Origin of the sequence: Belliella calami (assembly GCF_022549695.1) — a bacterium.
Taxonomy (GTDB): Bacteria; Bacteroidota; Bacteroidia; order Cytophagales; family Cyclobacteriaceae; genus Belliella; species Belliella calami.
Genome location: NZ_JAKZGS010000008.1, coordinates 83407 through 105323 on the forward strand (window position 1 = coordinate 83407; position 21917 = coordinate 105323).

The 21917-nt window shown below is 37.5% G+C and carries 21 protein-coding genes and 1 riboswitch; of the genes, 14 read left to right on the top strand and 7 right to left on the bottom strand.

From position 1 onward, the window contains the following. The first annotated feature begins 61 nt into the window (after positions 1–61). Positions 62–289 carry a UPF0175 family protein gene (locus MM236_RS11155; protein WP_241275065.1) on the top strand — a complete coding sequence of 76 codons (228 nt, stop codon included), beginning with the start codon at positions 62–64 and terminating at the stop codon, positions 287–289. A 154-nt stretch (positions 290–443) separates the two neighbouring features. Here the strand turns inward: MM236_RS11155 and MM236_RS11160 are convergent, their stop codons facing one another. Continuing rightward, positions 444–896, bottom strand: a complete 453-nt coding sequence (locus MM236_RS11160; protein WP_241275066.1) for a DUF1569 domain-containing protein — start codon at positions 894–896, stop codon at positions 444–446. Between the two features lie 478 nt (positions 897–1374). Here MM236_RS11160 and ileS point away from each other — a divergent pair, with 478 nt between their 5' ends. The 7 genes from ileS (at position 1375) to MM236_RS11195 (ending at position 12371) form a co-directional block, all read left to right on the top strand. After that, positions 1375–4758 carry an isoleucine--tRNA ligase gene (gene ileS, locus MM236_RS11165; RefSeq protein ID WP_241275067.1) on the top strand — a complete coding sequence of 1128 codons (3384 nt, stop codon included), beginning with the start codon at positions 1375–1377 and terminating at the stop codon, positions 4756–4758. Positions 4759–4828: 70 nt separating this feature from the next. Next, on the top strand, positions 4829–5464 hold the full coding sequence (locus tag MM236_RS11170; RefSeq protein ID WP_241275068.1) for a lipoprotein signal peptidase: 636 nt from the start codon (positions 4829–4831) through the stop codon (positions 5462–5464). Positions 5465–5709: 245 nt separating this feature from the next. Next, positions 5710–7014: an ATP-binding protein gene (locus tag MM236_RS11175; RefSeq protein WP_241275069.1), complete on the top strand. Its 1305-nt coding sequence runs from the start codon at positions 5710–5712 to the stop codon at positions 7012–7014. A gap of 211 nt (positions 7015–7225) precedes the next feature. Next, positions 7226–7846 (top strand): nicotinamide riboside transporter PnuC, encoded by a 621-nt coding sequence (pnuC, locus tag MM236_RS11180; RefSeq protein WP_241275070.1) that lies wholly within the window; start codon positions 7226–7228, stop codon positions 7844–7846. Further along, positions 7836–8363, top strand: a complete 528-nt coding sequence (locus MM236_RS11185) for an AAA family ATPase (protein ID WP_241275071.1) — start codon at positions 7836–7838, stop codon at positions 8361–8363. The genes pnuC and MM236_RS11185 overlap by 11 nt, the downstream gene beginning before the upstream one ends. A 170-nt stretch (positions 8364–8533) precedes the next feature. Beyond that, positions 8534–9598, top strand: coding sequence for a fatty acid desaturase family protein (locus MM236_RS11190; protein ID WP_241275072.1), 1065 nt, complete (start codon positions 8534–8536; stop codon positions 9596–9598). A gap of 95 nt (positions 9599–9693) precedes the next feature. After that, positions 9694–9790: riboswitch (TPP riboswitch) on the top strand. Between the two features lie 181 nt (positions 9791–9971). After that, on the top strand, positions 9972–12371 hold the full coding sequence (locus MM236_RS11195) for a TonB-dependent receptor (protein WP_241275151.1): 2400 nt from the start codon (positions 9972–9974) through the stop codon (positions 12369–12371). A 656-nt stretch (positions 12372–13027) separates the two neighbouring features. Here MM236_RS11195 and MM236_RS11200 read toward each other — a convergent pair. From MM236_RS11200 to MM236_RS11225, 6 genes are all read right to left on the bottom strand, one after another. Continuing rightward, the gene (locus MM236_RS11200) at positions 13028–13492 is read right to left on the bottom strand and encodes a hypothetical protein (protein ID WP_241275073.1); all 465 of its coding nucleotides are present in this window, start codon (positions 13490–13492) and stop codon (positions 13028–13030) included. A 3-nt stretch (positions 13493–13495) separates the two neighbouring features. Next, positions 13496–14080 carry a hypothetical protein gene (locus tag MM236_RS11205; protein WP_241275074.1) on the bottom strand — a complete coding sequence of 195 codons (585 nt, stop codon included), beginning with the start codon at positions 14078–14080 and terminating at the stop codon, positions 13496–13498. A gap of 81 nt (positions 14081–14161) precedes the next feature. Beyond that, positions 14162–14920: an SDR family NAD(P)-dependent oxidoreductase gene (locus MM236_RS11210; RefSeq protein WP_241275075.1), complete on the bottom strand. Its 759-nt coding sequence runs from the start codon at positions 14918–14920 to the stop codon at positions 14162–14164. 59 nt (positions 14921–14979) lie between these two features. After that, positions 14980–15372: a hypothetical protein gene (locus MM236_RS11215; protein WP_241275076.1), complete on the bottom strand. Its 393-nt coding sequence runs from the start codon at positions 15370–15372 to the stop codon at positions 14980–14982. A gap of 185 nt (positions 15373–15557) precedes the next feature. Continuing rightward, positions 15558–16319 (bottom strand): alpha/beta fold hydrolase, encoded by a 762-nt coding sequence (locus MM236_RS11220; protein ID WP_241275077.1) that lies wholly within the window; start codon positions 16317–16319, stop codon positions 15558–15560. Positions 16320–16419: 100 nt separating this feature from the next. Beyond that, positions 16420–17136: a pyridoxine 5'-phosphate synthase gene (locus MM236_RS11225; protein WP_241275078.1), complete on the bottom strand. Its 717-nt coding sequence runs from the start codon at positions 17134–17136 to the stop codon at positions 16420–16422. A 61-nt stretch (positions 17137–17197) separates the two neighbouring features. Between MM236_RS11225 and MM236_RS11230 the strand changes: the two genes are divergently transcribed. The 6 genes from MM236_RS11230 to MM236_RS11255 all read left to right on the top strand — a co-directional run bounded on the left by MM236_RS11230 (position 17198) and on the right by MM236_RS11255 (position 21752). Next, positions 17198–17647: a GatB/YqeY domain-containing protein gene (locus MM236_RS11230; RefSeq protein WP_241275079.1), complete on the top strand. Its 450-nt coding sequence runs from the start codon at positions 17198–17200 to the stop codon at positions 17645–17647. A gap of 5 nt (positions 17648–17652) precedes the next feature. Continuing rightward, entirely contained in the window at positions 17653–18198 is a 546-nt protein-coding gene (locus MM236_RS11235) for a CvpA family protein (protein WP_241275080.1), read from the top strand. Next, entirely contained in the window at positions 18182–18742 is a 561-nt protein-coding gene (locus MM236_RS11240) for an anthranilate synthase component II (protein WP_241275081.1), read from the top strand. The genes MM236_RS11235 and MM236_RS11240 overlap by 17 nt, the downstream gene beginning before the upstream one ends. 372 nt (positions 18743–19114) lie before the next feature. Next, positions 19115–20707 (top strand): bacillithiol biosynthesis cysteine-adding enzyme BshC, encoded by a 1593-nt coding sequence (bshC, locus tag MM236_RS11245; protein ID WP_241275082.1) that lies wholly within the window; start codon positions 19115–19117, stop codon positions 20705–20707. Next, positions 20676–21242, top strand: a complete 567-nt coding sequence (locus MM236_RS11250; protein WP_241275083.1) for a 5-formyltetrahydrofolate cyclo-ligase — start codon at positions 20676–20678, stop codon at positions 21240–21242. Before bshC ends, MM236_RS11250 begins: the two co-directional genes overlap by 32 nt. 36 nt (positions 21243–21278) lie before the next feature. Then, positions 21279–21752, top strand: a complete 474-nt coding sequence (locus MM236_RS11255) for a hypothetical protein (RefSeq protein WP_241275084.1) — start codon at positions 21279–21281, stop codon at positions 21750–21752. The last annotated feature ends 165 nt before the right edge of the window (positions 21753–21917 follow it).

The following is a 21917-nucleotide window of genomic DNA, read 5'->3' on the forward strand; positions in this document are numbered from 1 at the left end:
TTTATAACGGAAAATTCTTCATAAAAACTTGATTTGACAAATATTCGTTATTTTTGTTAATATGAGAATAGTTAATTTTAAAATACCAGATACAGTTGATCTTGATGATAAAGATATAACGATGATAGTTGCAGCTACTCTTTATGAAAAAGGTAAGCTTTCATTAGGACAAGCGGCTGAATTGGCAGGACTGACTAAAGTGGCATTTGCTGAGCTTCTTGGGAAATATGAGGTCTCAATTTTCAATTTCCCATCGAATGATTTATTAAATGATATAAAAAATGCCTAGGGTTATCATTTCAGATACCAGCTGCCTTATAGTTTTTACGAAAATAAGAGAAACAAATTTTAGAGTTTCAAAGGAATTGGAACAAATTGCTCTTATAGAAGCGAATGAACAATAGAAAGTGTTGTCAAAGATATGGTTTTATAGTTAATCTGAATTACAATCCAAACTGCTTCAAATGATGATCCATATGCTTCCAAACAAACTTACCCCAATAATCATGATCTAGTGCACCGAAAACCGGATGTTGCGCCTCTAACTTATGTTCTAAATTTTTGAATTGATTTAGAAGGTTCAAATACTTGGATTTTTCTTCTTCAAATTTTTTTCCATCTATTTTACCTTTCACATCGAATCTCTTAGCTCCACGAGCACCTTTTGGGATGTCTTTTTTGATGTGGAAAAATATGAATTTAGATATACGTTGTTTTAGAGTAGGTTTTTGATTGCTTTTTGGGGCATTTAGAATTGCTTGATTCCCAATATTACAGTGAAAGAGCATTTCTGTGGCATTCATAGAGCCCCAAAGAGGCATTTGCCCTTCTTGGAGTCCTTTTATCCTAATCGAAATGTCTTCAATTGCGCCATTGTCGTAGATTGATTTACCCATATTCAGAGGATCGCTTGTTAGTTTAAAATTAAGCTTTTACCATTTCAATTGCCCAATTTAAAGAGATTAATCAAGTGGAGAATCGAATTATAGGATTATTTATCCCTAATCCTGTAAAAACTCTTAACTTTGTCGCGGCATATCCAAAGAGATATGCTTTCCTATTTATATAATAAGAGAATCCACAATGTTGCGTCTCGGGTAAGAAAAGGCATTATGATTTGCAGATACTCGTAAACCGAAGACAGCCAATACTTGTGCACCGCGGCGTAGTCAACAGCATTGAAATCGTTCAATCAACAGTGTATTGTTTGGCTACGGGCATTTAAGCGGAAGCTCATATTATATGAAGGGGTATTAATTTGAAAAGCACGAATTATTCTTTTAGAAGAATATTTTGGTGTCCTTTTTAAATTTCCAAAAATCACCTTGATCCCAAAGATCAGCATGATTTTCAATTCAAACATTAAGGAATACTGTGAAAAAATATCAGGAGTTTAAACAAGTTGATTATCCCAACATAGGGGAAAGTGTTCTTCAGTACTGGAAAGAGAACAATATTTTTAATAAATCTGTGGCCAATCGAGAGGGGGCAGAGACTTTTACCTTTTTCGAAGGACCGCCTTCGGCCAACGGCACACCGGGAATCCACCACGTGATGGCCCGTACCCTCAAAGATATTTTCTGTAGGTACAAGACCCTCAAAGGATTTCAGGTAAAAAGAAAAGGTGGCTGGGACACTCATGGACTTCCGGTAGAACTTCAAGTGGAGAAGGAACTTGGAATCACCAAAGAGGATATCGGAAAGAAAATCACCGTAGAGGAATACAATCGCAAATGCCGTGAGACGGTAATGCGATTCAAGGATGAATGGGATGATTTGACCGAGAAAATCGGCTATTGGGTGGATTTAGATGATCCTTATATCACTTTCGATGCGAAATATATAGAGACACTTTGGCATTTGCTTAAGAGACTTTATGACAAAGATCTTCTCTACAAGGGCTATACTATCCAGCCATATTCACCAGCTGCAGGTACAGGTCTGAGCTCCCATGAACTCAATCAGCCGGGTTGTTATAGAGATGTAAAGGATACTTCTATCACAGCGCAGTTTAAGCTAAAGGGAGAAGAAAGTACCTACATTCTCGCATGGACTACCACGCCATGGACCTTGCCTTCCAATTCAGCTTTGGCGATTGGAGAAAAGTTGGATTATGTGAAGGTGAAGACTTTCAATCCATATACTTACGACGCACAAACGGTAATATTGGCAAAATCTAGACTTTCCGCCTATTTCAATCCAAAAGCCAAAGAATTGTCTTTGGCTGAATACAAAGCAGGAGATAAATTGATCCCTTATGAAGTAGTTGGGGAAATGAAAGGTGCTGATTTGCTTGGTTTGGAATATGAACAATTGTTCCCAATCGAAGCGATTTCTCTTCCACACCCTGCTTTCACGGTGGTCTCTGGAGACTACGTGACTACAGAAGATGGTACAGGAATCGTCCATTTGGCAAAGGCATTTGGTGCAGACGATTTTAGGACCTTGGTTCAAAACAATGTGCCTGGAGTATTTGTACAGGATGAGAAAGGGAATGATATCCCAGTTGTGGATAAGCAAGGAAAATTCCTGCCGATCATCGGAGAATATTTGGCTGCCAAAATGAAAGAGCATGGAATCACTGCCCATAAAGACTACGGGGTGAATGATTTCTATGTGAAAAATTATACCGATGATAATGAAGATGACAAAGAATACAAGAATACTGATGTCATTATCTCTATCATCTTAAAAAATGAAAGCAAGGCCTTCAAGGTCGAAAAATACGAACACAGCTATCCTCATTGTTGGAGAACTGACAAGCCAATCCTATATTATCCATTAGAAAGCTGGTTTATCAAAACCACCGCATACAAGGATAGAATGGTGGAATTGAACAAGACGATCAACTGGAAGCCTGAGGCGACTGGGACTGGTCGATTTGGAAACTGGTTGGAGAATTTGGTGGATTGGAACTTGAGTAGATCCAGATTTTGGGGAACACCATTGCCTATCTGGAGAACAAAAGATGGTTCGGAAGAAATCTGTATCGGATCTATTGATGAACTGAAATCAGAAATCAAAAAGTCTATCGAAGCTGGATTGATGGAATCTTCACCGATCAATGAAGAAGAAATAGATTTGCACAGACCTTATGTGGATGATGTGATATTGGTTTCGCCAAAAGGTGTAGCCATGTATCGAGAGCCGGATTTGATCGATGTTTGGTTTGATTCGGGAGCGATGCCGTACGCACAGTGGCATTACCCATTTGAGAATGAAGATATCTTCAAGGCCAATTATCCTGCAGATTACATAGCAGAAGGTGTGGATCAGACTAGAGGTTGGTTCTTTACCCTTCATGCAATTGCTGTGATGTTGTTTGACACTGTTTCATTCAAAAATGTCATCGCCAATGGTTTGGTGTTGGATAAGAATGGCAATAAGATGTCTAAGAGATTAGGCAATGCCGTGGATCCTTTCAAGACTTTGAAAGAATATGGACCGGATGCCTTGCGTTGGTATATGCTGAGCAATGCCAATCCTTGGGACAACCTGAAATTCAGCCTAGATGGAGTAGCTGAAGTACAAAGAAGGTTCTTTGGTACACTCCAAAATACTTATAATTTCTTTGCACTCTATGCAAACTTGGATGAGTTTGTTTATGACAAATCAAAAAGTATCCCAGTAGCACAAAGGACGGAATTGGATCAATGGATCATTTCCAAGCTGCAGTCTCTAATCACAGATGTAGAGTCTTCGATGGATAACTATGATGCGACCAAAGCTACTCGGGCGATCATGAATTTCACAGTGGATCAGTTGTCAAACTGGTATGTGAGATTGGCGAGAAAGAGATTCTGGAGAGGGGATATGAATGCTGATAAGCAGGCCGCTTACGAAACTTTGTATGAATGTCTGATGTCATTGAGTCAATTGATGTCTTCATTCGCACCGTTCTATTCAGATTGGCTGTACAAAAACCTCACAGATTCTTCGGAAAATCAAATGGAGTCCATCCACTTGACAGACTGGGTTGGTGTAGATGCTTCCTTGATCAATAAGGACTTGGAAGAAAGCATGGATTTGGCACAAAGAATATCTTCTTTGGTTCATTCCTTGAGAAAAAATCCAAAAATTGGAATCAAAGTCCGTCAGCCATTGCAACGTATTTTGATCCCTGTTTTGAGCGAAAAGTCTAAAGTTCAAATCCAGCATGTAGAAGACCTGATCAAATCTGAAGTAAATATCAAGGCTATAGAATACATTGATGACGCTTCAGACGTTTTGGTAAAGAGCGTGAAGCCTAACTTACCTGTTTTGGGTAAGAAATTGGGTCCAAAAATGAGGTTTGTTGTTGCCGCTATCAATACTTGGGGTAAAGAGCAGATTTCTGAGATAGAGAGAAACGGCAAAATCTACGTTGATGTAGATGGAGAGTCATTGGAGTTGCTTTTGGAAGAGGTGTTGATCAGTTCGCAAGATATTCCAGGCTGGTCCGTAGCGACAGATCAGGAGTTGACTGTGGCATTGGATGTTACTTTGACAGAGGAGTTGAAGCAAGAAGGGATCGCAAGGGATTTGGTTAATAGGATACAGAATCTAAGAAAAGACATGGGGCTTGAAGTTCAGGATAAGATTCATATTCAGATTGCCAAGCACGATGATTTGGTCAATGCTTCTTTTGAAAATTTCGGTTCATATATCAAGACAGAAACCCAAGCTTTGAGTTTGGAAACGTTAGAAACAGTCTCTGATGCTATTGCCTTGGACATGGATGAATTTGAGTTGTCTGTTAAAGTTTTGAAAGCTAATTAGGAAAAATAATTGTCACAGATTAGGGGCTTATGCGAAAAAATCCTTAAATCTGTGGCTTTAATATGAATACATGAAGTATCTAAAATATTTTGGAATTGCCTTGGCCGTGATTATACTGGATCAGGTTGTCAAATTACTGGTCCATTATCAGATGGATTTCGGAACTCCCGGACAGATCAAAATTTTCGGCGATTGGTTCAAACTGCACTACACGACCAATCCTGGGATGGCTTTTGGAATGAAATTACCATTTGAATATGGTAAAATAATTTTGACATCTTTCAGGCTTGTTGCCATGTTTGGTATTGGTTATTACCTATACTATATCATTGAGAAAAAGATGCATGTTGGATACATCATTTGCATTGCCATGATCTTGGGAGGAGCGATTGGAAATTTGATAGATAGTATTTTCTATGGTGTGTTTTTGAACAACGCACCCTATGATGCCACTACGCCATGGTTTCATGGGCAAGTAGTGGATATGTTTTATATTGATATTTGGGAAGGTTACATTCCTGACTGGGTTCCATTGTGGGGTGGAGGATATACAGCGCTATGGCCGATATTCAATATTGCTGATGCTTCGATTTTTGTAGGTGTGGCCATCATCCTCGTATTTCAAAGCCGTTTTTTCCAAGAAGAAAAAAAGGAAGAGGAAGAAGATGAAATCCAAAAGCAGTTTATAGAAGAAGGTAAGGAATAGATTGACGACAAGGATAAAGTGCCCTTTCAGAAACCTGAAAGGGCTTTTTTAATGTTTAGTGTTTGGCTTTTTGAATGGATTTGAGCGCAGGGACACAATCCATGGTATTTTAATTTCGAAGCAGATTATCATTTTTCATCGGTAAAAAGCCGATAATTACATTTTTTCCCTCGAAAAAGTGTGGTGTGAATACACCTTTTCGGTCGAAAAAATGTATATTTGATCAATTTTAAATTGGTTGAGGAATGAAAAGAAATTTGGAAATGAGGTTGTTGTCTTGGAAAAACAATGAAAATAGAAAGCCTCTTTTAATTCAGGGAGCAAGACAGGTTGGGAAAACTTGGTTGATGAAGACTTTTGGAAATGAATATTTTAAGTCTGTCGCTTATGTAAACCTTGAGACAAATAAAGAGTTGAAGGAAGCCTTTGAACAGAATTTTGATATTGAAAGGTTATTATTGGCAATTCAGATCACCTCTGGAGTAAAAGTAGAGAAAGGAAAAACTTTGCTTATTATAGATGAAATTCAAGAATCTCCCTTTGCTATTACATCATTGAAGTACTTTCAGGAAAATGCTCCCGGGTATTTTGTAATGGCGGCAGGTTCTTTGTTAGGGGTTGTTCTACATCAGCAGGTATCATTTCCGGTAGGTAAAGTGGATTTTTTGAATCTTTATCCATTAGATTTTGAGGAGTTTTTGGTTGCAAAAGGGGAAGGAGCACTGATTTCATTAATTCAAAAAAATGATTGGGAGTTAATCAATACTTTCAAAAGTAAGTACATTGGTTTGTTGAAAGAATACTATTTTGTTGGAGGTATGCCAGAAGCCGTCGCTCTTTATGTACAAAATGAAGACTTATCAGAAGTCCGAAATATTCAAAAAAGAATATTGGAGGCTTATCAACAAGATTTTTCAAAACATGCGCCAATTAGTATTGTGCCTAGGATTAGGACCTTATGGAATGCAATTCCCTCACAGCTGGCAAAGGAGAACAGGAAATTTATTTATGGTCAAGTCAAGCAGGGGGCTAGGGCAAAAGATTTTGAATTGGCACTTGCTTGGCTTTATGATTCTGGGCTTATACATCGGGTAAATAGGGTGTCTAAGTCAGGAATACCATTGAAAGCTTACGAAGATTTTAATTCATTTAAGTTATTCATTTTAGATGTTGGTTTATTGGGAGCATTAACTGATTTGGACGCAAAAACAATCCTTGAAGGGAATTTTCTTTTTGAAGAATTCAAGGGTGCACTTACCGAGCAATATGTACTCCAGCAGCTATTGGCCAAAAATATGGTTCCTTATTATTGGTCAGCTGAGAAATCTGCAGGAGAGATTGATTTTCTGGTTCAAGTTAATGGCCAAATTTATCCAATAGAAGTCAAGGCTGAAGAAAATCTTAAAGCAAAAAGCCTAAAAGTTTTTGCCGAAAAATATAAGATCCCAATCGCTATAAGAACTTCCATGTCAGGATATCGAAGGGAAGATTGGTTAGTCAATATCCCTCTTTTTGCAATAGGATTAGTGGATTTTGAAAATAGCTTCTAGCAAAATTTATAAATAATTCTTTCGTGTGCTTTCACTTGTTTATTCCTTATTGATAATTTTTTGGATGAATGATCTGAGCAGTTTAGAAAGTAGCCTTTAGTCAGTTGTCGAGTTGCCACATGCAGTAGCGTCTCTTCTTTCCCAGCGTGCAAGATATCGAGCACCTATAATTTCTTTTGTTCCAAAGAGAAATATTCCCTTAATTCGCCCCATGGATTTTGAATGGATTATGGAAAGCTTACGTCAAGGCATCGCTGAAATGACTTGGCTAGAGGCAATAGCTGTATTTTTTGGCATAGCAAGCGTTTATTATTCTATCAAAAAAAATATCCTGGTATTTCCTACGGGCATGGTCAGTACTTTGATTTATGTTTACATCTGTCTGAAATACAAGCTTTATGCAGACATGGGCATCAATGCTTATTATTTTGGAATGTCAATCTACGGTTGGTATCTCTGGAGTAGGCCAGCTACTGGAAAGGAGGAATTGCCAGTTACTTGGTTGTCAAAGGTGGGGATTTATAAATCAGTCATTTTGTTTTTGCTGTCTTACGGAGTATTGTTTCTTGTTTTATCCAAATTCACTGACAGCGACGTTCCTTATTGGGATTCTTTCACCACTTCTTCAGCATTTGTAGGAATGTGGCTGATGGCCAAAAAGAAAGTTGAAAACTGGATTGCTTGGATCATTACTGATTTGGTATCAATTCCCTTGTACTTCTACAAAGGTTTGATGTTGACTTCTTTTCAGTTTATTTTCTTCACAGTATTAGCCGTAATTGGCCTGGTCTCTTGGATGAAATCATCTAAAAAAGTATCGAATGGATATTAAAAAAGTAGTAATAATCGGACCGGAGTCCACTGGGAAAAGTACACTTTCAAAAGCCTTGGCGGCTACATTTGGGGAATTGTGGGTTTATGAATATGCAAGACAATACATTAATGATTTGGGTAGGCCATATCAGTATGATGATTTACTTCAGATAGCCAAGAAACAGGTCGAATTGGAAGAAAAGAAGTTGAAAAAATCCAAAAACATACTTTTTATCGATACAGATCTACATGTCATCAAAGTATGGAGTGATCACAAGTTTGGTAAAACTGATCCTTGGATTTTAGACCAAATAGAAAAAAGGAAATATGATTTGTACCTTTTGACAGATGTAGATATTCCTTGGGAGGATGACCCCCAGAGAGAACATCCAAACCCTGAAATGAGGAACTATTTTTTTGGGATTTATAAAAAGTTGATTGAAAATTCGGGAGTACCATTTGAAATTGTTCGTGGAGGATATGGTGAAAGATTTATTTCCGCTATGAAAGCATTGAAAAGGAATGATGTTTATTAGACTTTTTCAAATTGTTAAAATTACTTAAATCAAACAGAGTCAAATAGATGATCTTTGTCAGTTTTTGATTTTCTAAATTTATTTAACGTATCTTTATAGAGGAATTTGAAATACTTTACACCCAATTTATTTTTTCTTCCTTAGTAATCAGTATCATTAAATAAATTATCATGCGTCCCCCTAGATTCAGTGCCGCATCTTCATTTCATTCAGATTTGAAATTGAGGATCAAAAATTACTTCACAGAAAAAAATCTTAAACAAACAGGAAATTTCTCTCTTTACTTAAAAGCCATCATTTTGGTAGCCGGTTACATTGCTACTTATGTAACATTAGTATTTTTTACACCCCATTGGACTCTAGCACTCCTTGGTTGTGTGCTTTTGGGAGCTTTTGCTGCCACCATAGGTTTCAATGTCATGCATGATGGCGCCCACGGGAGTTTTAGCAAAAAATCTTGGGTCAACGAACTTGCAGGTGTTTCCATCAATTTTCTTGGAGCCAACGTATTCATGTGGAAGACGAAACACAATGTAGTTCACCATTCTTTTACAAATGTAGATGAAGTAGATGATGATATGAATGCAAGGCCATTCTTGAGACTTTGCCCAAATCAGAAATTCTACAGCATTCATAAATACCAACACAAGTATTTCTTATTTGTATATTCATTGCTCTATTTGTACTGGGTTTTTGTAACAGATTACAAAAAATATGTTACTGGAAAAGTAGGTGTAATTCCTATTCAGAAAATGACTGCAGCAGATCACCTTTCTTTCTGGGGATTTAAATTAATGCATATAGCCTTATTTGTTGTCATTCCAATCTATTTTGTCGGAGTATTGCCTTGGTTGGTAGGTTTCTTGCTTTATGGGGTTGCCACAGGTATTTTGCTTAGTGTAGTGTTTCAGTTGGCGCATTCCATTGAGGAGACTTCATTCCCAATGCCAAATGTTGATACAAATAAATTGGAGGATGATTGGGCAATTCACCAATTGAAAACTACGGCGAATTTTGCTACAAACAATAAGCTGCTTTCTTGGATAGTTGGAGGGTTGAATTTTCAGGTAGAACATCATTTGTTCCCGAATATTTCCCATGTACATTATCCTGCTATCAGCAAAATAATCAAAGAAACTTGTCAAGAATATGGCATCCCTTACCTTGAGCATCCAAAATTGAGATTGGCTTTTGCTTCACATGTGAATCATCTGCGATCTTTAGGCCGTCCATAGCCGAACAAGATTTTTATTTTTCCCGCTGTTCACTTGAGCAGCGGGTTTTTTTATGCCTTTTTTGGATATTGGGCTTTTCCACGTACATTTGTATCAAAGATCATTAGGGGTGCCTTAAAATTTCGGGCTGAGATCATACCCACAATACCTGATCCGGGTAGTGCCGGCGAAGGGAAATGAGTAACCAACGAAATAGATGCAATCAGAAGTCAAAATTTTGACTTCAATCAATTCATTAAAAGCTGTTGCTTTTTTGTATGCATTTCAGTTTGTGTCTATGAAGTAGGTGAAAGGGTGAATAAATGAAAGAAAATCATCCCCTTGATTTTCGGATATTCAACCAAACTGCCTTGGCAGTATGTCAACAATTAAAATGAAATACTTAGGATTTGCATTGGTGTTTTTACTGATGTGTTTTGCGGCTCAAGCTCAAAATAAAATCAACGGGCAAGTAAAAGATGCTGCTTCAGGAGAACTTTTGGTAGGGGCGAACCTCATTCTGGAAGGGACAGGTCGAGGTACTATCACAGACTTTGAGGGGAATTTTGAGTTTAACAATATCCGTTCTGGAGCATATGATTTGATAATTTCATTTCTAGGATTTGAAACCCAAAGAGTACAAGTTCAAGTTCCTCTAAGGACTAAACTCATGATTTCCTTGGAGGAAAGCAGTTTGTTCACGGAAGAATTCGTGGTTTATGCAACTAGAGCTACTGACGTCACTCCAACTACTTTTCAAAATATCAAAAAAGAAGATATAGCCAAGCTTAACCTTGGTCAGGATGTTCCTATGCTTTTGAATTATACACCATCTGTAGTCAGTTTTTCTGATGCAGGTGCAGGTGTGGGCTATACAGGGTTGAGAATCCGTGGATCAGATCAATCAAGAATCAACGTCACCGTAAATGGAATTCCGATGAATGATGCTGAATCTCATGGGGTATTTTGGGTAAACATGCCTGATTTTGCATCTTCAGTGGATAATATGCAGATCCAAAGAGGAGTAGGCACTTCTACAAATGGTGCAGCTACTTTTGGGGCAAGTATCAATATCCAAACAGATACTAGGAAAGAAGAAGCTTATGGTGAAGTAGATAATTCTTTTGGGTCTTTCAATACAAGAAGACATACTGTCAAGGCTGGTTCTGGATTGTTGAATAACCGATGGACAATAGACGCAAGATTGTCACAAATAACCTCCGATGGTTATATGGATAGGGCTTCTTCAAATTTGAGGTCTTATTTTCTTACGGGAGGTTATCACGGTGAAAACCATGTTTTCAAATTGAATGTATTCTCAGGTGCTGAAAAAACTTACCAAGCTTGGGAAGGTGTACCTGAGGCATTGTTGGAGACGAATAGGACATTTAACCTTTACACTTATGACAACCAAACTGACAATTATCAACAAGATCATTATCAGTTTATCTACACAGGTAAAATCAATCGAAATTGGAAGGCGAATGCTGCTTTGCATTATACATATGGACGGGGTTATTATGAGCAGTTTCGAGAGAATGATAGTTTAGAAGATTATAATCTTCCAAATGTTGTGATCGGCGGTGCGACGTTTGATGGGATGGATATTATCCGAAGAAGATGGTTGGATAATGATTTCTATGGAGGAGTTTTCTCGTTTAATTATGTCTCTGATGATGCAAAATGGGATGTCGTACTTGGTGGAGGAGCAAATAGATATGACGGAGATCATTTTGGTGAAATCATCTGGATGCAGTATGCAGCTGACGTGAACATACGAGATAGATATTATGATAATGTAGCTGTCAAAGATGATAGAAATATTTACTTAAAAGGTACTTTTGAAGCCACCGAAGGTCTCTTTCTTTACGGTGACTTGCAATATAGAGGTGTGGATTACAGGTTTGATGGAATCAATAATGATTTAAGAGATATCTCTGGTCAAGTAAGCTACAATTTCTTCAACCCCAAATTTGGACTCACTTATCAGACTCGCACAGGAAAATCTTGGTACGCATCTTATGCCGTAGCCAACAGAGAACCAGTAAGAAGGGATTTTACGGATTCTCCTATTATCGACCGAGCGCCACAAGCAGAAAATCTCCAAAATATAGAAGCAGGGATCAAAGCAAACCATGGTAAATATTCATACAATGTGAATTTTTACTTCATGAATTACAACAATCAACTGGTTCTTACGGGCCAGCTGAATGATGTAGGTGCATATGTAAGAGATAATGTAGCCGATTCTTATCGTGCAGGAATAGAAATAGATGGAGCTTATAAAATCACCCCAAAATTTACACTGGGAGGCAATCTGGCAATCAGCAGGAACAAAATCGCTGAATTTACAGAATTTATAGATGATTATTCAACAGATGAGTTCTTCCAAGAAGAAATCAATTATACGAATACTGACATTGCATTTTCTCCCAATATAGTAGGTTCAGCAATATTAGATTATAAGCTATTCAAGAATTTTGAGATTAGTTTACTCAATAAATATGTAGGCAGTCAGTACATGGACAATACCATGAATGATAACAGAAAACTCGATGCTTTTTGGACTACAGATTTAAGGCTGAATTATGCTTTGGAGCCTAGGTTTGTCAAAAATATAGATTTCACATTGATGGTGTACAATGTTTTCAATAGGCTCTACGAGCCAAATGGTTATACTTTTTCTTATTTCCTTCCAGGAGAAGGAGGTGCAGGGAGAGTACTTGCCACAGAGAATTTTTATTACCCAATGGCAGGAACCAATTTCTTAGCAGGAGTAAAGATAAGATTTTAAATAAAGTTTAAGTTTAGTTGAGCATAAAGGCACCCTTGGCATCAGGGGTGTTTTTTTTTTGACAGAAGATTTTAGAAGCGAGAAGTCAGGAAAGAGTCAGGGATTTAAGAACTAAGAACCAAGAACAGCCCTGAAAGGGCTTTTGACATTAACATAGGGTTGTAACACTATGCTTGGATAAAAAGATATATTCATCTCTGCCCTGAAAAGCCTGTCCCGCATCCTTATTGGGAGGCAATTGAATAGCAATCGAAAATAAAGAAAAATCAAATAAAAAAGTGTCAAGTGATTTTAGGACGCGACAGGGGCGAGAACCAAGAGACACAAGACTTAAGGAACAAGACATCACAAGAAATGAGAATATGCTCTGAAATGTCCCGAGGACGGTTAGAAAAGCCTGTCCGAGTACCGATAGAATACCTTACAACATTCCAACTTTCTAACTTTCTAACCACTTAATCACCTAATCCACCAATAACCTAATCCCAAAACTGTTTAGAAGTTAAAGAAACTCAACACCCTAACCTTACAACCTTCCAACCTTCCAACTTTCTAACCTTCTAACCACTTAATCACCTAATCCCAAAACTGTTTAGAAATTAAAGAAGCTCAGCTCCCCAACCTTACAACTTTCCAACCTTTCCAACTCCATCCCCTCAATTCCTAATCCCCTCAGCAAAAAAGTTTTTCACCCAAAGTGTTCTACTTATCAAGTTGACGGTATTGAGGATGTCGTAAATGTTTTTTGGATAGAAGGGGCTGATAGTGACATTGTAATGTCCAAGTCGATCTTGTAGTATTTCTAGGTCATATTTCAAACTTAGCTTGAGGAGTTCCCTGGGAAAAAACACATTTGAAGAGACTGGTGAAATAACCTTTTGATTGATCCCAAATCTTTTTTTTGCTGTTTGGTGATGTTTGTGGAGGAGGTTTTCTTGATAACCTTTGTCTCGAATAGACAAGGAAGAATTTAGCACTAATTTAGGATTGAATGTATGCGTCAGTGCTTGTTCTCCTTTTTGAATGCGATAGCTTACATTTTGGGAGACTTGTTGTTCTAATTTCAGGTTGTTTTTGATAACCAAAAACCTCCATAAATTATCGGTTTTTTTAAGATCCATTGATTATTTTGGGTTGTTGATTAATCTGTAGAAGTCCGATATGGGGATTTTTAGTGCATCTATTTCTTTTTCGTTTTCAAGAATAGGAATCCATTTGTCGTCTTTCAAGACTTCAAAATATACATTTTCATTCAAAAATGGATAGATTTTGTTTACAAACTCAAAATGTGTAAGCTTATCACCACTTTCAAAATCAAAAGTGTTTACTACTTTTTCATGGGTGACTCTCAATTTAAAATGACTTGTATCCCAAGATGGCTCTACGTATATGTAGGCTTCGTCTTTGACCCGGTTGATAAGGATAGCTAGGTTAATCAGCGGAGAAGCAGCTTCGGTTAGCCTTTTTCCATATCTGTAAACAGTCATTTTTGCATCTTCCCTACCTTCGATATCATAATATAATCCCCTGACATTCTTAAAATATATTCTTTCTGCATCCGTAATACTTAGAATGGAATCTTCTTTACCAGAGTTATTTGCTCTCTTTTCATTGAAAAATGAAAGAATCAATACGAACAGAATAGATCCCAATCCGAAAATTTTCAGGATTTTGATCATTTCTGGAGAAAGAGAATCACTTTTGGACATATCAATGGATTGCTTCTAGACTAATTAACCACTGAGGCGAAGTATAGTTAAGGTATTCGTGTGTTTTCCCGAAATTTTCTGTCAGTGTACATAAGAGGCTGCATTGATGTCAATGGTGCAGCCTGTGGCGTGGTCTGCTAAGCCGGAGCAAAGCAAAGTGACCATAGGTGCGATATCTTTTGGTTCTGTAAGCTCTGTAAGGGCGATGTCATCGAGCGCATATGATTCTCCATATTGATCCATAAAGTCCTGAGCCATATCTGTTCTTGTAAACCCTGGAGCGATCACAAAGGCTTTGATTCCTTCTTTACCATAATACCTTGCGATGGATTTTGTGTAGCTGACGATTGCCGCCTTCGAAGCTGCATAAGCCAAGTAATCGGGTGTGTCACCTCTAAAAGCTGCACGAGAAGAAATGTTTATTAACCTGCCATTTTTTCTTCGTCGGGCGTGTTCTAAAAACTCCTTGCTGATGATTGCAAGTGCATTGATGTTTACATCCATAGTTTTAAGCCAAGCATTCGTCCATTCATCGATTTCTTTATCATCAGCTATAGAAATGGCTATGCCTGCATTGTTGACTATAGCGTCTATTGGTCCATAAGCTTTTATCAAATCAGGAACCCAGCCTTTGACTGAATTTAGGTCTGAAAGGTCGCAGGGTACAAGGTGTGATGTGTTCGCCAAACTAACCTGTAGAGATTTTGCCTCCTCAAGGTTTTTGTTGAAATGGATCAACACTTCTGCTCCCGAGGCTGACAGTTGCTCTGCAATAGCTCTTCCAATACCTCTGGAAGCTCCTGTTACAAGAATTCTTTGATTGCTTAGATTGATATTCATAATTTTCTTTTGACGTGAATTTAGTGATGTCTCTATAAATGCACCATTTTGACGATTGATTATTTATCTAATTTCAAACCTATTCCGAAGCCAATATTCCATTTGCCATTTTGGGTACTGGTTTTTGAATTGTAATAGAATGGGATTTGCATTGCTAGATTTTTGTATGAATAGGTCAAACCTACTCCTAAGTTTGGCGTCACAAAAGAATTTCTTGGTGTTGAAGTGTCTTTTTTGAACCTGAGAGATGGCAACATTCCCAATGCCAATCTTGATTGATTTATTTCATAACTGACATTTGGGCCAGTGAAATTAAGATAAGCCCCTTCATCAACATAACCAACGATCAAAACTCCTTCAGCAAGTGACATGTTCAATTTTTCATTTTGAGCTTTTGCTAAATCAAAAATTAAGAACATGAATAATAACATCAATAGTGTAAATTTAGACATATATTAAAAGATAAGGTTATACAAAAAACAGTGAGATGTCTTTTTTGAAAAGATTAAGACAAATTAAATGTTTAAAATATCCAGCTGTCTTACAAAAGGAACTTTGTCTCTTTCTGTAAACAACCAGGTTTAGTTTTTAAAACTCAAAGTAAATATGCGCTTCTTTTGATCAAATACTCTTTGGATTATTTCAGGAAAGCTTTGACCGTTTCTACCACAGCCTGAGGTTGCTCTGCATGGAGCCAGTGTCCAGCATTTTTGATGTAGATCAAATGGTTGTTAGGGAAATACTTGTCAATGTCCTCCTTGTCTTTCTCTTGGATGTATTTAGAATTAGCACCTCCCATAAATAATGTGGGATTTTCAAAATTGGCGTCATAATCCAAAGCCTCACCTACATTCTCAATTTGATCATTGATTACCGGAAGGTTTATTTTCCAAATAAAATTGCCATCCTTATCTCTCCCAAGACTCTTCAGCAAAAACTGTCTGATGCCGGCCTCTGATATATGCTTTGCAAGTTGATCATCTGCTTCTTTCCTAGATTTGATTTCTTGCAGTTTCACTGATGTCAATCCCTCCAAAATACTCTGATGGTGAACCGGGTAGTGCCGAGGGGCAATATCTGCCACGATCAATTTTTTGACTTTTTCTGGATATTGAAGCGCAAAGTTCATCACGGTCTTCCCTCCCATGGAATGCCCCATCAAGTTGGCCGATTCGATTTTTTCATTTTCCATCAGCTCGTTTAGGTCTTTAGCCATGACTTTGTAATTCCATTCATCGCTATGAGGAGATTCGCCGTGGTTTCGCTGATCTACAAGGTAGAGCGTATAGTATTTTTCCAACTCTTTGGCAATGCTAAACCAGTTATCAGCTGAACCAAAAAGTCCATGTAGTATAATCAAAGGCTCTCCCGAACCACTTTTTTTAAAATTGAGTTTCATATAAATTTTATGTTTTTTTCTTAAAGATTTTTAGGCTAAAAGGTAATTTTTTTTAATCAACTTTTATAATGTCCCAATACCAAATAGCTACTGATATCATTTAAACCTCCAATTGCCTTCTATACATTTGAATGGTATTTTCCAAGCCATAATACAAAGCATCACAAACCAAAGCATGTCCAATAGAGACTTCGTCAAGGTAAGGAATGCTTTCTTTCAGAAACTTCAGGTTGTGCAAATCCAAATCGTGTCCTGCATTCAGACCTAGTCCAAGTTGGCGGGCAAGTTCGGATACCTCAATATACGGTTTTACTGCGGCATGTTTGTCCTTAGAGAAATTTACAGCAAAGGGTTCTGTATATAATTCTACCCGATCAGTACCTGTTTCTTTTGCAGGTTCGAAAAATTTACTTTCTGGATTGATAAAAATGGAAACCCTAGTGCCTGAAGCATGAAGCTCTGCTACAATGTCTTTTAAATACTCAAGATGAGTGATTGTATCCCAACCAGAATTGGAAGTGATAGCGTTAGGTGGATCAGGAACCAAAGTCGCTTGGGCAGGTTTTACCATTTTGATCAGTTCCATAAATCGGTTATCAGGATAACCTTCAATATTGAACTCAGTGGTGACCACTTCGCTTAGATCCAAGACATCTTGATACCGAATATGCCTTTCATCGGGTCTAGGATGGACTGTTATCCCTTGTGCTCCAAATCTTTCTGCATCGAGGGCAACTTGAACCACATTCGGATTATTTGCCCCTCTTGCATTTCTCAAAGTGGCGATTTTATTAATATTTACGCTTAACTTGGTCATTTTCCTAAATTAAAAGATAATTTTGTGACAAATTTACACGTATAACACAAACAACAAGGGAATGAGTTTAAAGCTAAGTGTAGAAAGTGAAATAAAAAAAGCCATGTTGGCTAAAGACAAGGACAGATTACGCGCTTTGAGGGCGATCAAATCCTTGATCATGTTAGAAGAAACCAAAGGTGGGGCAGCAGAGAGCCTCTCTGAAGACGACGAAATGAAGTTGTTGACCAAAGCAGCAAAGCAGCGTAGGGATTCGGCCGATATTTACAAAGAGCAAGGAAGAGAAGACCTTTTGGCAGTAGAATTGGCCGAATTGGAAATCATCTCTGAGTTTCTTCCAAAGCAACTCACAGAAGAGGAACTTGAGGTTGAGCTCAAAAAATTAATAGCAGAAGCTGGTGCCGAAGGTCCGAAAGACATGGGAAAAGTAATGGGATTGGCTTCCAAGGCTTTGGCAGGAAAAGCTGACGGTAAGGCTATTTCTATGAAAGTCAAATCATTATTAGCTTAAATAATTTGGCCACTTTAGATGTTATCATTTTTATAATCTTAGCCATAGGTGCCTACAGTGGGTACAGGCAGGGATTGTTTATCGGTGTGATATCTATAGTGGCTTTTTTTGTAGCCATCGTTATGGCATTTCACCTGATGGATTGGGGTGCTGAGATATTGGCGAGCAGAGTTGAGAATTTGACTTTTATGTTGCCTTTCGTTTCATTCTTGATAATTTTTTTGATTGTTATTATTGGAATCAGGAGTTTGGCGTTTTTAGTGAAAAAAACAATGGATCTTACAATTTTGGGGTCTATGGATAATGTGGCAGGATCTGTTTTGGGAATTTTGAAGACGGGATTTCTTTTGAGCCTTTTACTTTGGGTTGCCAATTCCTTTGAGTTTGAAGTTTCACAGACGATGATCAATGAATCAAGCATGTATCCCTATTTGCAACCAATAGCTCCATTTATGATCAATTTGGTGGACGCTTATACGCCTATCATCAACCAAGCAGTAGAATCGATTCAGACACTGGTAAATACCGCTAGGGATGCTGCTATTGATTGATAACTTCGATTCTTTTTCACATATTTTGGCTGACTATCTTCGTCAAACAGGCAAAGAATTGAAAATCGTCAGAAATGATGTGGATATCGAAAGCTTGAAGTCTGAGGTTTTTGAAGGAGTAATCCTTTCCCCTGGGCCTGAAACTCCTTCCCGTGCAGGAAATTTGATGGGAATTTTGGAATACTACCATGATAAGCTGCCAGTTTTGGGTGTTTGTTTGGGGCATCAAGCGATAGGACAGTTTTTTGGAGCAAAGCTAGTAAAAGGCAAATTCCCGGTTCATGGCAAAGTTCATAAAGTGAAAAAGGTAGCCAACCATTCGGTTTTGAATAATTTGCCTGATGAGTTTGATGTCACGAGATACCATTCTTTGGTTTTGGAAGATCTTCCACCAAGTTTTCAAATTCTCCTCGCAACTTTCCAAGGTGAAATAATGGCATTGAGCCATAGAGAATTACCAATCATAGGGATTCAATATCATCCAGAAGCACACCTCACGGAATTTGGCTTAGAAATCATCAAAAATTGGACGGAGAGTCTTTAGATAGTGAATTAGTTTGTAAGTGGACCAATTGAGTTAGAGGTTAGACTTACGCTGCCTTGTTACTTTTACTAATGGTGCCTGTTCCTTGGTGTTGAGGAAGATGTCGCAATGGTATTTTTTAGGAAGAACTTAGAATTGTTTACTATCGATATCAATTAAATTCCGAAACCCTAAATATCTAAATTCTAATCTTTAATTTAAATTGCTGAATGTGCTGCCATTCTTTTCAGAATTAAACACTATTTACAAACTCCCTTTTCTACAACATCATTGCGCCGTTCTTGTAATAGAAAAAAAAATGCGAACTTTATACTTTGTTAACAAGTTTATTGATCTTGTATCCGTAATCATCTTATTGAACCCGATATTTCCATGATCAAGTCAAAAGTGGACCCCGCCTGTACAGGCCAATTTTCTCAGTTATTTTTAGATTACCTTGACGAAAAACCAGCTCTGGCTGAATTTTACAGTCATTTCCCAAGATTGGAAAATTTTGGAAGGCTCATTGAAGAAAAAAAAATCCCCCAAGAAAACAGGGATGTTTTGGTCACTACACTTCAAAAACAATACGCTGATTTTTCTCTTAGCGAAGATTTTGAGCAACAACTTAAGCTCTTGGGAGAGAAAAATACCTTTACAGTTACCACCGGTCATCAGTTGAATTTATTCACTGGCCCACTTTATTTTATCTATAAAATCGTCTCTACGATCAATTTGGCCAAAAAACTGGCAAAACAATATCCTGAAAACAACTTTGTGCCTGTGTACTGGATGGCAACTGAGGATCATGATTTTGAAGAGATCAATTACTTTAAGCTTGAAGGAAAAAAATACCAATGGAATACAAATCAAGAAGGAGCGGTTGGTGATTTTTTCTTGGATGATTCTTTTAAAGAATTCCTGAAATCAGTTGAGTTTGCGCCAGAATTTTTTGTGGAGGCTTATTCCAAATCCAAGACACTTTCTGAGGCTGTAAGGAAATATGTTCATCATTTGTTTGGAGAAAAGGGCTTAGTCGTAGTGGATGCGAATGATCCTGCGTTCAAGAAGATTTTTATTCCAGTGATTGAAAAGGATATACTTGACAATATTCCAAATAAAAAAGCTCAAGAGCAGACTGATAAGTTGGAAGCATTAGGTTACAAAAGTCAGATTTTTCCCCGTGAGATTAATTTTTTCTATATGGAAAATGGTCTTAGGGAAAGAATCGAAAAATCTGGAGACTTTTACCATGTTTTAGAGTCTGAGCTGAAGTTCGAAACATCGGAAATCAAAGCTTTGATTCAGTCAAATCCAGAGCGTTTTAGTCCCAATGTGGTGTTGAGGCCGTTGTATCAAGAGATGATATTGCCAAATATTGCATATATCGGTGGTCCTGCAGAAGTGGTGTATTGGCTGCAACTCAAAGGAGTCTTTGATTATTTTGGGGTTCAGTTTCCAGCGGTGATGCCTAGAAATTTCGCCTTGATTCTGGATAGTTTGACAGCCCAAAAGCAAGATCAATTGGAATTGAAAGATTCAGAGCTTTTTGTGGATTACATCGCATGGAAGAAAGAGTTTGTAGCGAAGCATTCCAGTTTGGATATTTTCTTAAATCAAGAAAAGGAGAAGCTTGAAGAAGTAATAGACAGATCGGCTTTGAAAGCCAAAGAAGTTGATGATACATTAGAAAGTGCTTATGCGTCTGCCAAAGTCAGGATTTCGAAAATCATGGATCACCTTTCGGGGAAAGTTAGAAAAGCTGAGGAAAAAAGGCTTGAAATCCAAATCAAGAGAATGGACACGATCAGGGATTTTATCTTGCCTGGAGGGAGTCCACAAGAGCGCGTGGAAAATTTCATGAAATTTTACCTTGAAGATGAAAGCTTTATTGAGATGCTGATAGAGGCATTTGATCCATTGGATTTTTCATTTATGATCTTAAAGCCCAAAGATGACAAAAGAGGAAATCAGAAAACTTCATAAATCCAAGAGGCAACAGCTTTCAGAAGATGAATTGGAATTGCTTTCTTTTAAGATTGGGGAAAATTTCATCCATTATCTAAATAGTCGGGAAGAAATCCAACACATTCATATCTTTCTCCCCATTAAGCACCTGAAAGAAGTCAATACTTTTCCGTTTCTTGAAAAGTTGGATAAAAGTGGTTATATACTATATACATCAGTACTCAACAGCTCTACGGAATTGATGGAAACAGTAATATTGCGAGATTCAAGTAAGTTTGAAATTGATAGATATGCTATTCCTGTTCCTCTAATTAGGGAAAAAGTTTCAGAAGAGAATATTCAAGCAGTTTTGATTCCCTTATTGGCTTATGACAAAAATGGCAATCGTCTTGGATATGGGAAAGGCTATTATGATCGATTTTTAAAGGGTTTGAACTCAGAAGTTTTGAAAATTGGAGTAAGTTTTTTTCCTCCAGAAGACCTGATTCCAACAGAATGGCACGATATTCCCTTGGATATTTGTATCACGCCTAGAGAGGTGTTTTTATTCTGACTATTTTATTTACTAAAACAATTAAAATTATTAAAAATGAAAAAGATACTTTACACTTTGGTGCTATTTGCCTTCATGGCAATCGGAAATGAAACCTTAGCTCAAGGCTATAACACTGGCATAGGTTTGAGAGCTGGTGTAGGGAATGGACTTACAGTAAAGCACTTTATCAGTGATAAGGCTGCCTTGGAAGGTATTCTTTATACAAGGAGAAACGGCTTGTTGATTGCTGGACTTTATGAAGTCCACAATGATATTAGGGAAGCAAAAGGCTTACAATGGTTTTATGGTGGTGGAGCGCAGCTAGGGACTAGGAATTCTACTAGCAACAATAACCTTTGGGGAGAGTCAAATACAGTTCTGGGTATACTAGGTATTATAGGGCTTGATTACAAGTTTGATGGAGCCCCGATCAATTTGTCATTGGATTATAAACCTGCATTTAATATCGTTGGTCATACCGGCTTTTGGGGAGATGAAGTGGCTTTGTCGATTAGATTTACATTCTAAGCTAACTTTCTTTTGATTTATAGAATCCATAGAATCATTTCTATGGATTTTTTTATTTTTCTTAACAGAATATAGTGTTTTGTTATGATTTCAATTAGGTGTTTTTTTAACTATTTATATTTAAAATTACTTTTTTTCTATAATTTAAAGTTACATACAATTTAC

What these genes read in the sequence shown, in the direction of transcription:
- MM236_RS11190 (WP_241275072.1), top strand. Translation starts at nt 8,534, where the DNA reads ATGCGTCCCCCTAGATTCAGTGCCGCATCTTCATTTCATTCAGATTTG.
- MM236_RS11240 (WP_241275081.1), top strand. Translation starts at nt 18,182, where the DNA reads ATGCTGCTATTGATTGATAACTTCGATTCTTTTTCACATATTTTGGCT.
- bshC (WP_241275082.1), top strand. Translation starts at nt 19,115, where the DNA reads ATGATCAAGTCAAAAGTGGACCCCGCCTGTACAGGCCAATTTTCTCAG.
- pnuC (WP_241275070.1), top strand. Translation starts at nt 7,226, where the DNA reads ATGGATTTTGAATGGATTATGGAAAGCTTACGTCAAGGCATCGCTGAA.
- MM236_RS11210 (WP_241275075.1), bottom strand. Translation starts at nt 14,920, where the DNA reads ATGAATATCAATCTAAGCAATCAAAGAATTCTTGTAACAGGAGCTTCC.
- MM236_RS11160 (WP_241275066.1), bottom strand. Translation starts at nt 896, where the DNA reads ATGGGTAAATCAATCTACGACAATGGCGCAATTGAAGACATTTCGATT.
- MM236_RS11215 (WP_241275076.1), bottom strand. Translation starts at nt 15,372, where the DNA reads ATGTCTAAATTTACACTATTGATGTTATTATTCATGTTCTTAATTTTT.
- MM236_RS11200 (WP_241275073.1), bottom strand. Translation starts at nt 13,492, where the DNA reads ATGGATCTTAAAAAAACCGATAATTTATGGAGGTTTTTGGTTATCAAA.
- MM236_RS11230 (WP_241275079.1), top strand. Translation starts at nt 17,198, where the DNA reads ATGAGTTTAAAGCTAAGTGTAGAAAGTGAAATAAAAAAAGCCATGTTG.
- MM236_RS11195 (WP_241275151.1), top strand. Translation starts at nt 9,972, where the DNA reads ATGAAATACTTAGGATTTGCATTGGTGTTTTTACTGATGTGTTTTGCG.
- MM236_RS11205 (WP_241275074.1), bottom strand. Translation starts at nt 14,080, where the DNA reads ATGTCCAAAAGTGATTCTCTTTCTCCAGAAATGATCAAAATCCTGAAA.
- MM236_RS11185 (WP_241275071.1), top strand. Translation starts at nt 7,836, where the DNA reads ATGGATATTAAAAAAGTAGTAATAATCGGACCGGAGTCCACTGGGAAA.
- MM236_RS11155 (WP_241275065.1), top strand. Translation starts at nt 62, where the DNA reads ATGAGAATAGTTAATTTTAAAATACCAGATACAGTTGATCTTGATGAT.
- MM236_RS11225 (WP_241275078.1), bottom strand. Translation starts at nt 17,136, where the DNA reads ATGACCAAGTTAAGCGTAAATATTAATAAAATCGCCACTTTGAGAAAT.
- MM236_RS11170 (WP_241275068.1), top strand. Translation starts at nt 4,829, where the DNA reads ATGAAGTATCTAAAATATTTTGGAATTGCCTTGGCCGTGATTATACTG.
- MM236_RS11250 (WP_241275083.1), top strand. Translation starts at nt 20,676, where the DNA reads ATGACAAAAGAGGAAATCAGAAAACTTCATAAATCCAAGAGGCAACAG.
- MM236_RS11220 (WP_241275077.1), bottom strand. Translation starts at nt 16,319, where the DNA reads ATGAAACTCAATTTTAAAAAAAGTGGTTCGGGAGAGCCTTTGATTATA.
- MM236_RS11175 (WP_241275069.1), top strand. Translation starts at nt 5,710, where the DNA reads ATGAAAAGAAATTTGGAAATGAGGTTGTTGTCTTGGAAAAACAATGAA.
- MM236_RS11255 (WP_241275084.1), top strand. Translation starts at nt 21,279, where the DNA reads ATGAAAAAGATACTTTACACTTTGGTGCTATTTGCCTTCATGGCAATC.